The 10,954-nt window shown below is 54.4% G+C and carries 9 protein-coding genes; 8 read left to right on the top strand and 1 reads right to left on the bottom strand.

The genetic code is table 11. From position 1 onward, the window contains the following. Positions 1–3: 3 nt before the first annotated feature. Entirely contained in the window at positions 4–1,416 is a 1,413-nt protein-coding gene (locus KIH39_RS24260) for a BBP7 family outer membrane beta-barrel protein (RefSeq protein WP_213496368.1), read from the bottom strand. 277 nt (positions 1,417–1,693) lie between these two features. Here KIH39_RS24260 and KIH39_RS24255 point away from each other — a divergent pair, with 277 nt between their 5' ends. The 8 genes from KIH39_RS24255 (at position 1,694) to KIH39_RS24220 (ending at position 10,899) form a co-directional block, all read left to right on the top strand. Continuing rightward, positions 1,694–2,383 carry a 7-cyano-7-deazaguanine synthase gene (locus KIH39_RS24255; RefSeq protein ID WP_213496366.1) on the top strand — a complete coding sequence of 230 codons (690 nt, stop codon included), beginning with the start codon at positions 1,694–1,696 and terminating at the stop codon, positions 2,381–2,383. A gap of 43 nt (positions 2,384–2,426) precedes the next feature. After that, positions 2,427–3,149: a hypothetical protein gene (locus tag KIH39_RS24250; RefSeq protein ID WP_213496364.1), complete on the top strand. Its 723-nt coding sequence runs from the start codon at positions 2,427–2,429 to the stop codon at positions 3,147–3,149. 321 nt (positions 3,150–3,470) lie between these two features. Beyond that, positions 3,471–4,316: a YdjY domain-containing protein gene (locus tag KIH39_RS24245; protein WP_213496362.1), complete on the top strand. Its 846-nt coding sequence runs from the start codon at positions 3,471–3,473 to the stop codon at positions 4,314–4,316. Positions 4,317–4,426: 110 nt separating this feature from the next. Next, the gene (locus KIH39_RS24240) at positions 4,427–5,455 is read left to right on the top strand and encodes a zinc-dependent alcohol dehydrogenase (RefSeq protein ID WP_213496360.1); all 1,029 of its coding nucleotides are present in this window, start codon (positions 4,427–4,429) and stop codon (positions 5,453–5,455) included. An 81-nt stretch (positions 5,456–5,536) separates the two neighbouring features. Continuing rightward, entirely contained in the window at positions 5,537–7,441 is a 1,905-nt protein-coding gene (gene glgB / locus KIH39_RS24235; protein ID WP_213496358.1) for a 1,4-alpha-glucan branching protein GlgB, read from the top strand. 492 nt (positions 7,442–7,933) lie between these two features. Beyond that, positions 7,934–9,259 (top strand): UDP-glucose dehydrogenase family protein, encoded by a 1,326-nt coding sequence (locus tag KIH39_RS24230; RefSeq protein WP_213496356.1) that lies wholly within the window; start codon positions 7,934–7,936, stop codon positions 9,257–9,259. 124 nt (positions 9,260–9,383) lie between these two features. Continuing rightward, positions 9,384–9,830, top strand: coding sequence for a hypothetical protein (locus KIH39_RS24225; protein WP_213496354.1), 447 nt, complete (start codon positions 9,384–9,386; stop codon positions 9,828–9,830). A gap of 82 nt (positions 9,831–9,912) precedes the next feature. Next, entirely contained in the window at positions 9,913–10,899 is a 987-nt protein-coding gene (locus tag KIH39_RS24220; protein WP_213496353.1) for a WD40 repeat domain-containing protein, read from the top strand. The last annotated feature ends 55 nt before the right edge of the window (positions 10,900–10,954 follow it).

Genomic DNA, 10,954 nt, shown 5'->3' with positions numbered 1-10,954 from the left:
CCATTAGAACCGAATCGTAATGCCAAAGTTAAAGCTGCTGAACCACATATCCGAGGTATCGACTCGCGGGCTCGGGCTGGCCGAGCCGAACGGCACGCCGTAGGTCGAACTCGCGGGGATCAAAGTCGGATTCACATTTCGATCGAACTGATCCCCAGGTCGGGCCACTCGGCTCAGATAGGCGAAGTTGTATCCCAAGTTAAACGAAGCCCAGGTCAACGGCGACCAGGTCACACCCGCGCCCACCTCTGGCATCCAGGCAATCTTATCGTCCTGTCGTCGGGTGTTATTCAAACCGACTACGGTCAAACCACCATTGGCTGTCGACTGTCCCACTCCAGGATTCAGAATCGTTTGGCCCTGTCCGATAATCGTGCTCTGCTCTTCGCCGAGAGTTACCTTGGCGGTACCGGTCAAAGTGAATTGACCGATTGTGTAACTGTAGCGGGATCCCACGGTGCCACCGTAAAACTGCACAATTGTTTTTGTGCCGTCGACAACAACCAGGGTATTTGAACCGAGGTAGGTATTGCCAGCAAAATTGATCACCCCGTTAATCGGATCGCCCGTGGAACTGCTGCTGATGTACAGGTCTTCCTGCAACCGCATGTATTTGCCGCCGACGATCAGGTCGAACTTGGAATTCTCGTTATTCGCCAGTCGGAAAACGGCGTCGATATCGATTCCCCACATCTGACTGGAAGCTGAATAAGCGACACTGCCGTTCGAGAATAATCCGGGGGAAGAAATCGTCAGTACGTTTTCGCCGCCGATATTCGTGTCGTAGAACGGTCGGGCGAGAACGGGAAATTGCGCGCCGGTCACTCCACCGGACACAGACTGCTTGCCGAGCGTGAAGTAGCTGGTTTCCAGACCGACATCCGAGTTGGCGAACCAGGCCCCGCCGGAAATGGCCGGACCGGAATAGGTACCGAAATCCAGTTTGCTATTACCCAGCACGATGCGGGTATCGGGGTCGCCGATGGTTCCCTGCCGCAATCCGCTCACACTGGTGGTGGCGATGGCAAAAGGTATCTGGGCGCTTCGCATCGTCCAGGCAGTGTAGTTGCCGTTCAGATACGGCTGCACGAAAATCGCATCGCCGAAAATAATGCGGTCGAGAACCGGGAACCAGGGACAAGTATTCGGTTCGTGGTAAACTTTGGGCTTACCGTTAATATCCGGCTCGGCCTCGTACTGCAACGGCTGATTCGCCGGCACACCGGCTCCCGCGGGAGGCACCTGAAGTGGGTTCTGCGCAGGGAAGAAATCAGAAAAACCGGGAATCGACGACGGAGGTTGTACGTACCCCGCCGGTTCCAGAGGATGCTTCGATGGTTCAGACTGGGCTTGTGCAGCGGAACCTACTAACAACCCGGCGCCTACCGCCGATATGCTGCGTAACCAGGATTTCATGGAAGCTCCCTTTTCGCGACCGTCGCCGGTAACGGGACGTATCCGTCGCCGCCCTTCGCCGAGCAAGCGTCTGCAATACTGAATCGACCACTGGATTTGATAAATTGAGTAAAAACGATACAGACCGCACATTCGGAACAAGGTTAACCGAACCTTTATAGAGACCAGCTAATTTGGAAAATTCAGGCAATTTATTCCTGCCCAGAGATCTCTGGACGGCTGATCAATTCCGGTTCTATGCTCGTCAAACTTGGGACGCACGGCTATAGATACAGCGATGCAATCCTCCACCTTCTGGCCTCCGAAATCTTCTTCATCTCCCCTCGCCGTGCTAATTTCCGGCGGGCTGGATTCGGCCGTGCTGCTGGCGGAAGCGGCCAGCGTCTATCCTCGCGTTCAACCTCTCTACATTCGCGTCGGCTCCGTCTGGGAAGGGATTGAGGAACACTACTGCCGAGACTTTCTTGGTAAACTCAATCGAACTAATGTCTCTCCCCTTCACGTGCTTGAGATGCCCGTTACCGATCTCTATGGGAAACACTGGAGCCTGACCGGGGAAGCAGTCCCGGATGAAAAGAGCCCCGATGAGGCGGTTTTACTTCCCGGTCGCAATGTGATTCTCCTCTCCAAAGCTTTGATCTACTGTCATCTGAACGGCATCCCGGAAGTGGCGATGGCTCCTCTGGAAGCGAATCCTTTCCCGGATGCGACGCCCGAGTTTTTCCAGGCCATGGCTCAGACCGTGAGTATGGCGGTGGGAGGCAATCTGCGGATTCTTACGCCTTACAGCGGACTTCACAAAGTGGATGTCGTCCGCCGCGGCCAAACTTATCCGCTGTCGCTAACTTTCAGTTGCATCAACCCGGTGGGTACGAAACACTGCGGTCGATGCAATAAATGTGCAGAACGTCAAAAAGGTTTTCAGGAAGCCAACGTTCCCGATCCCACCGAGTATCACGCTCTTTAATCGCCCGATTGGAAGCCCTGCTGGAACCGGCTACAATTCGCATATGTTTTCTGCTCCCCGCCAGACTCGCAAACTAGACCGCCCGCTGGACCTCCGCTGGTCGTCGGATCAAATTCGGCTGCGGGCCGTCAAGGCTAGTTGCAAGCCTCTGTTACCAGTCGAGCACGCTCCGAATTACTGGTCCAGCGGGCCGGTCGGCCTCCCCTTCGACTTCACTCATCACATCCGACTCGTCTGCGAAGATATCGTGTCGCGCTGTTCGACTTTCCATCACATCAAGATGGAGAAGCTGCTTTTCGACTTCACGACTTCGCGAAAAAATTCGAGTTGGGGACTTCAAGCTCGGGTCACACCCATGCGATTCGAAAATGGAGCATTACATCGCCGGAAGAATCGAGTGACTTATCGGGTGCAGCGTTATTTCGTCGATGGCCGGGAGATCCTCTATCTGGTCACCTTCTGCCTGCCCCGTTTTCTCAATCGGGAATTTCCCGACAAACTAGTGACCATATTCCACGAACTGTATCACATCAGCCCGTTTTTCAACGGGGATTTACGTCGGCACCCCGGCCACTTTCAAATCCATACTAAAAGCCAGAAAGAATACGATCGCGAGATGACCGAACTCATTAAGGAATATCTGCACGCCGGTGCCGATCAGCATCGCCTGGCCTTCCTCCGCTTGAACTACCCGCAACTCATTCAAAGGCATCAACTGATAGTCGGAAATTGCGTCCCTCGCCCGAGACTCCTTCCAATCCGGTAAATGTTTTTCCAGTGTCCCAGGACCGCTTTCAGAACCAGACAGGTAGTTCTTTTCAATGCGGACCCTGCATGTAGGTTATTTTGACTACATATAATGCTAAGCCAATAAGTTGCATACTTTATATAAGATTGAACTTTCCTTTTTGTGGGTAATATTATGTAAAGCTCATTAAAAGAAATAATCTTGGGTTCATTTAGGTCTAGTTTTTGCGATATGTAGGGTAATTCTCTAATTACTCCTTTAATTGGATAAATGAGTTCAATCTGAACAACTAAGTGTTACTATAAACTATTATTTATCAATTACCCGAGGGACAGAGCCATGAGGTGTTTATCACTCACAATGGCCATTCTCATCCTGCTGAGCTCAGGGTGCGATGACGTGAAAGTGGCTCAAGGCAAAATCAAACCGAACTTGGCTTCGGCTCCTCCTCAGGAAGCCGAAGATGCCTCGAAGTCAGGCAGTGTCGACACTCAAGGCCCCACGGCGGCCAAGCCTCGTCCCGCCCGCTTCGAGAAGGAGGAAGAAACTCCTGCAGAGAAGGATCCGCCGATCCCGGAAGGGGCTAAACCTCTCAATAAAAATAAAACCCTTTATTTCGAAACTTTGAAGGATGGCACCCGCCGCGTTCATCTCCTGTCAACCGTTGTACTCCGGGAGGGGCCTCTGGAAGTCTTTCTCTGCAAGTACCAGACGAAGGAACACGAGTCTATCGTGGATTGCGACGTCGATGCCCGCGAAGTCCATATGGCCCTGGTGGCTGCCAAAGCCGTACCGGGAACCCCGGTGAAATTCTCCCCGAAATATACCCCGGCCACCGGCAGTCGCATCAAAGTGACCATGACCTACTATTTCAACGGCAAGCTCCTCAATAAAGATGCCCGCTACTGGATCAAAGATGTTCGGAACAAAAAAGAATTGGCCCACGACTGGGTATTCGCCGGTAGCCGGCTGGAAAACAATCCCGACAATCCCCAGGAAAAGTACTACTACGCCAACAACGGCGAGATTATCAGCCTCTCGAATTTTCCCGATTCCATGCTGGATCTCCCCATCGAAAGCACGGATAAAAATAACGAGTTGATGTTTGAAGCCTGGACCGAACGAATTCCGCCGAAACAGACCAAGGTCTTGATCACGCTCGAACCAGTCCCCGCCAAGCGGTAACAAATTAGCCCCGCCCGCCCTCCTTCACTTTGCCCGCTCTCTCCCCCCTCCAAAAGCAGTCAATTTCATAGAACAGAATCTAAATTTGTTCTCTTCGGGAATACGTACTCATGAAAGTCCGCCAGGCTACCCTCGTCGAACCCTTCAAAGTGGAAATCCGGGAAGTGGAACTGCCCGACCCCAAACCCAATCAGATCCTGGTGGAATGCGAAGCCAGCGCGATCAGCGCCGGCACCGAACTGGCTGTTTATACCGGTACGCATCAATGGCTTCAGGATCCGAAAATGGTCGATTGGAAGTTTCCCTTCCGGTCGGGCTACTCGGCCGCCGGTCGGGTGGTAGCCGTTGGCTCGGAAATTTCCGGTTGGAAAGCCGGCGACCGGGTCAGTTATCCGGGGAACCACGCTTCCCACGAACTGCTGACCCTGGGCCACGAACGAGGCAGGCTCTGGAAGATGCCCGAAGGCCTAAGCTACGATAAAGCGGCATTGGCTTGCATTTCCCGTTACGGTCTGGGAGGTGTCCTGCGAGCCGGGTTGACTCTGGGTCGATCCGTAGCGGTGCTGGGTCAGGGAATTATTGGCCAGTTTGCCCTGCGCTGTGCACTCGCGGCCGGATGCTATCCGGTGATCGGTATCGATTCCATCAGCATGCGCCGTGAAGCGTCCCTGGCCGCCGGAGCGAACTTTGTCATCGATCCCTCTGTCGGCGACACCAAAGATCAGTTGTCGGCGATCCTTGGCACAAGAGGTGCTGAAATAGTGATCGATGCGACAGGTGTTCCGGATGCCGTACCGGTAGCCATGAGTCTTGCTTGCGATGCCGGGCAGGTCATTGTGGTCGGCAGCCCGCGTGGCAAAGCCAAGGATGTGAATTTCTACGACGATTTGCACCGCCGGTATATCGAAGTATGCGGCGCTCATGGCAATATGCTGTTCGAACCGGCTCACATCCGCTTGAATGGAACCTGGGATATTAACAAAGCTCAGAACTGGTTATTGGGCGCCTTGGCATCGGGGCGACTTTCCACCGAGAAACTGGTGACGCATACGATCCGGCCGGAAGGCATTCAGGAGGCCTATGAAGGGCTTTTGAAGAAGAAAGAGCAGTACCTCGGTGTCGTGGTTCTCTGGAAGTAAATGAGAGTGAAGCTCCTAAAGATTTTAAGACTCGGGCAGATGGCGACTTCCTGAGTTGCCTCAATTAGTATAATTTTCCCCATGAACATCTATCCCGCGGACCGCGCCATTCTCGGTGAACAAGACCTTTACCTCTTCAATGAAGGTAATCACTACCGGCTGTACGAAAAGCTGGGAGCCCACACGGTCACCCGGGAGGGTAAGACTGGCACTCAATTCGCCGTCTGGGCGCCGAGTGCGGAAAGCGTCTTCGTCATAGGCGATTTCAACGGCTGGGACAAAACCCGCCATCCGATGCAGCCGCAAGGCAAGTCCGGCATCTGGCTGACTTTCATTCCCGGCGTCGGGCCGGGAGCCTGCTATAAGTACCACATCGAATCCACAGTCGCCGGTTACCACGTCGATAAAGCCGACCCCTACGGTTATCGGCACGAAGAGCCGCCCCGCACCGGCTCGGTAGTCTGGAACATCGACTACGAATGGCACGACCAGGACTGGATGCAGATTCGCCACAAAAAAAATTCCCTCCAGGCACCGATTGCGATTTACGAAGTGCACGCCGGTTCCTGGATGCGGATGTCGGAAGAGGGCAATCGCTGGCTGACCTACCGGGAACTCGCGGTGAAGCTGGCCGAGTATGTCCGCCAGACCGGATTCACTCACGTCGAATTCATGCCGTTGACGGAGCACCCCTTCTACGGCTCCTGGGGCTATCAAACCACCGGCTTCTTTGCACCGACCAGCCGTTTCGGTTCGCCTCAGGATTTCATGTATCTGATCGATTACCTGCACCAGCGCGGCATCGGCGTCATTCTCGACTGGGTTCCCTCCCACTTCCCCAATGACGAGCATGGCCTGGCCTACTTCGACGGCACGCATCTGTTCGAACATGCCGACCCGCGCCAGGGTTTCCACCCCGACTGGGGTTCGATGATCTTCAACTATGGCCGGCATGAAGTGCGGGCTTTCCTGCTCTCCTCGGCCATGTTCTGGCTCGAAAAATTCCACATCGATGGCTTGCGCGTCGATGCCGTCGCCTCCATGCTTTACCTCGATTATTCCCGCAAAGCCGGGGAATGGATCCCCAACACTCACGGCGGCAACGAGAATCTGGAAGCGATCGGTTTCCTGCGCCAGTTCAATGAAACGGTCTATCGGCACTATCCCGATGTGCAGACCTACGCCGAGGAATCGACGGCTTGGTCGAAGGTCTCCCGACCCACTTCCGTCGGAGGCCTCGGTTTTGGTCTGAAATGGGACATGGGCTGGATGCACGATTCGCTGAAGTACATGGCTCGCGAACCGATCCACCGCAAGTTCCATCACGGCGAACTCAGCTTCCGCATGATCTACGCTTTCAGCGAGAATTTCGTGCTGCCGCTCTCGCACGACGAAGTGGTGCATGGCAAAGGCTCGATCCTGAACAAGATGCCGGGCGATGACTGGCAGAAGTTCGCCAATCTCCGCCTGCTCTACGGCTACATGTACGCGATGCCGGGCAAGAAACTGCTCTTCATGGGAGCCGAATGGGGCCAGTGGCAAGAATGGAAGCACGATTCCTCCCTGCACTGGGAACAACCCAATCATCCCCCTCACGGCGGCATGCAGCGCTGGGTCACCGATCTAAACAATTCCTATCGGGCCGAGCCGGGTCTGCACGAGGAAGATTGCTTCCCGGATGGCTTCGAATGGATCGATTGTCACGATGCCGGGGCGAGTATCTTTTCGTTCCTTCGCAAGTCCCGCCGAGGCGACCCGATTCTAGTCGTTTGCAATTTCACGCCCGTGGTCCGTATCAATTATCGCGTCGGCGTGCCGCACGGCGGCTACTGGCGCGAGATGCTCAATAGCGACAGCGACCTCTATTGGGGTAGCGGTCAGGGAAATGCGGGGGGTGCTCAAGCGGAACCGGTGCCGCAGCATGGCCGACCTTTCTCGTTGAATATTACCATCCCGCCGCTGGGGATACTGTACTTCAAAGGGTGAGAAGAAGGGTTTAGGCGAATAACCACAACCGGAATTTGCCCACTGCGGGCTGATTAAAGGTAATCGAACGACTCTGTTTCGGTTACCTTAATCAGCCGAAAATTCCTCTCTCATCGCATCACTTTTCCTCGGTGCCTACACACTGTCTGCAAAGATTTTTCCTTAAATATCATCACAAATCCCTCTTCGCTCTAAAGTGTTATCGAGTCGTGTTCTAGAGTCTTTTGGTGGGAGTAAAAATAGCTCGGCAGAGAAGCGTCCGAGCAATCGAATTGGCCAGTGAAAAAAATCGCGTCTAAAGCAGACCAGGCGAAGTCAGTGGTTACCAAGCGAAATTTTTCGAGAAGATCTCGCATTACTTGGCATAATCGGATTTATCCGCATTATTTGGATTTCTAGCCCGGATTCCCCGATTTAACAACCGGCCGCTAACTAGTTGCTCCCACCGCGTTGGATAAAAAAGGGGACGACTCGCCTATTCGGAGATTCAAGTTGAAAATCGCAGTCATCGGCACCGGTTACGTGGGATTAGTGACGGCCACCTGTTTCGCGGAAAGCGGTAACGAAGTTACCGGCATCGACATCGATGCGCGAAAAATCGCCATTATCGAAAGCGGTAAACTGCCCATTTACGAACCCGGCCTTCTCGAACTGGTCGAACGCAATCGACGCGATCTGCGGCTTCGCTTCACCACCGATATGTCGGCCGTTCGCGACGCCCGCTTGATTTTCATCGGCGTTGGAACGCCTCAGTCCAAAGAAGGCGATGCCGATCTCTCTTCCATCTGGGCCGTGGGCGATGCTCTCGCCAAACAGCTCAAAGACCTGCCCGATGAAGGTCCCGGCAGCCGGGTGGTGATCATCAAGAGCACCGTTCCCGTCGGCACCAATCGCAAATTGATGGAACGACTGCATGCGGCCGGTTGCAAACATGTCGATGTGGCCAGCAATCCCGAATTTCTGAAAGAAGGTGCGGCCCTCGACGACTTTCAGAAGCCCGATCGCGTCGTCATCGGCGTGACACGGCCCGAAGCCGGTGAGGTCCTCAAGGAACTTTACTCACCGTTTCTGCGAACCGAGCGTCCTTTCCTGGTGATGTCTCTGGAAAGCGCGGAGATGACCAAGTACACTGCCAACGCGATGCTGGCGACCAAGATCAGCTTCATCAACGAGATGTCCCGCTTGTGCGACAAGTTCGGGGCGGACATCAACGACGTTCGCCGGGGCATCGGACACGACGTCCGCATCGGCTTCCAGTTCCTCTTCCCCGGTGCGGGCTACGGCGGCTCCTGCTTCCCGAAAGATATTCGCGCCATTCTGGGCATGGGCCGTCAGACCGGCACGGAAATGAAACTGATGCAGGCCGTGGACGATGTGAATGAGGCTCAGAAACATGTTCTCCTGAACAAAGTGCTGAAGCATTTCGGCGAAGATTTGAAGGGGCTGACCTTCGCTTTGTGGGGCTTGGCTTTCAAACCGCGCACCGACGATATTCGCGAAGCCCCGGCCCTGACCCTCATCGACGGCCTGCTGGCTCGCGGCGCCAAGGTTCAGGTTCACGATCCGGAAGCCATGCCAAATGTCCGCGAGATTTACAAAGACAAACTGAGCTATTCCGAACGGCCGTACGGCTGCCTCGAAGGCGCGGATGGGCTGATCATCGTGACGGAGTGGCAGGAATTCCGAAACCCGAATTTCGAAGTGATTGCGGGGCTGCTCAAGCAAAAAGCCATTTTCGACGGCCGGAATCTCTACGATCCCAAGCTGCTGGAAAATCGCGGCTTTGCCTACTATGCCATCGGCCGTGGTCGCAATTAACTGCACTATTCGATAAATTCGAGTTTCGAATCGCTTTCCGCGGAACTTTACCTCTAAATTCGGGTCTACATTCTTAGTAGATCCCCAATTTTTTCGGGTATCCCAGACGCGGAGATTCTCTTCCATGCGCGGACTTATCACAACTTTTGCAGTTCTCATCGGTTTCCTGGCTACCGGGGCTACTCCCGCTTTTGCCGCCAAGGGCGTGAAGAAAAAAGATGGCTCCGAAGCTGTGCATAAAGGGGTGATCGTTTCCATCACACCGATTCAAGGTCAGGCAACCGGCGTCAAGAAAAAGGGCGCCAACAACGCCAATAGTGTGATCGCTGAAATTACGATCAAAGCTCATCACGCCAAGAAGAAGAGTCAACCGGCCGCCAAGGGGGGCAAGACCGGGCAGCACCTGCACAAGTTCACGATTCACAAAGACACCAAGTTCACGTTGCAGACCGGCAAACAGCAGGCTCCGGCCAGTCTGGCGGTGGCTCGTGTGGGCGAACATGTGCACATCACCAGTAAAAATATGCGGGCAGAGCACGTCACTTTAATCAGCAAAGCCAAAAAAGCTTAACGCAATTTAAGAGTTCAATTGGACTAAGGAGCGGCCTCCGGCCGCTCCTTTATTGTCCCCTAACAGTTCCGGGAGATGACAGATGCGTCGGGTACCTCTCTTGCTTGTGGCTCTTCTGGTGTTCGTCTCTCTTGCCCGGGCTGATAAAGACCCGCGCTGGATTCTGAAAGGCCACACCGACACCATTAATGCCGTGGCTTTCGCTCCCGACAACAAAACCTTTGCCACCGGCGGATCGGACGACACCATCCTGCTCTGGAATATGGAAAGCGGTAAAACCACCGCCACCCTAAAAGGTCACGACGATTCGGTGATCGGCCTCGCTTTCAGCCCCGATGGGAAAACTCTCGCCAGCGCTTCGGAAGACAAAACCGTCAAGATCTGGGATTTGGCCGCTTCCAAAGTTCTCTTCACGCTTAAAGGTCATACCGATTCCGTGAACAGCGTGGCTTTCAGCCCCGATGGCAAATGGCTTGCCAGCGGCTCCGATGACGAAACGATCATCATCTGGGACGTGGCTACCGGCAAGCAGAACACGACTTTGAAAGGCCATACCGATGCGGTGAATAGTGTCGCCTTCAGTGCCGATGGCAAATGGCTCGCCAGCGGCAGTTCCGACGACACCGTTCGACTTTGGGATACGAGTAATTACAAATCCTTCGATCCGCTGAAAAAGCATACAGATGTCGTGAACGCGGTGCGGTTCTCCGCCGACAGCAAATGGCTGGCCAGTGGCGGCAACGATGGCAATATCATCCTCTGGGATGTCACCAGCCGCAAAGACAAATCGACCACGGACAGTGGACTGGGCACCATTTACAGCCTGGCTTTTGGTAGCGGCGACAAGAGCCTGGCGGTCGCCGGGACCGAAAAGATGGTGAAAGTATTCAAGCTCGATCCATCCGACGACGGCGGTACTCTTTCTAACCCCGTATCGTACACCGGCCATAGCGATTGGATCAACGAACTGGCGATTTCTTCGGACGGGAAATTCCTGCTGACCGGTAGCGACGATGAGACCCTGCGAGTCTGGGAACTCCCCCCAGCTTCCTCCAATGAAAAGCCCTGATTTTCTGGGACTCTTCGCTTGTTTCACGGTCCGATACCTGCCATACTACGGACCG

Source organism: Telmatocola sphagniphila (assembly GCF_018398935.1).
In the GTDB taxonomy this organism is placed as follows: Bacteria; Planctomycetota; Planctomycetia; order Gemmatales; family Gemmataceae; genus Telmatocola; species Telmatocola sphagniphila.
Note: the sequence above shows the minus strand (reverse complement) of the source record. Positions and strands in the feature narration are given on the sequence as shown.

Bases quoted from the DNA above. Each gene is read 5' to 3' on its own strand.
- KIH39_RS24260 (WP_213496368.1), bottom strand. From the start codon at position 1,416: ATGAAATCCTGGTTACGCAGCATATCGGCGGTAGGCGCCGGGTTGTTA.
- KIH39_RS24255 (WP_213496366.1), top strand. From the start codon at position 1,694: ATGCAATCCTCCACCTTCTGGCCTCCGAAATCTTCTTCATCTCCCCTC.
- KIH39_RS24250 (WP_213496364.1), top strand. From the start codon at position 2,427: ATGTTTTCTGCTCCCCGCCAGACTCGCAAACTAGACCGCCCGCTGGAC.
- KIH39_RS24245 (WP_213496362.1), top strand. From the start codon at position 3,471: ATGAGGTGTTTATCACTCACAATGGCCATTCTCATCCTGCTGAGCTCA.
- KIH39_RS24240 (WP_213496360.1), top strand. From the start codon at position 4,427: ATGAAAGTCCGCCAGGCTACCCTCGTCGAACCCTTCAAAGTGGAAATC.
- glgB (WP_213496358.1), top strand. From the start codon at position 5,537: ATGAACATCTATCCCGCGGACCGCGCCATTCTCGGTGAACAAGACCTT.
- KIH39_RS24225 (WP_213496354.1), top strand. From the start codon at position 9,384: ATGCGCGGACTTATCACAACTTTTGCAGTTCTCATCGGTTTCCTGGCT.
- KIH39_RS24220 (WP_213496353.1), top strand. From the start codon at position 9,913: ATGCGTCGGGTACCTCTCTTGCTTGTGGCTCTTCTGGTGTTCGTCTCT.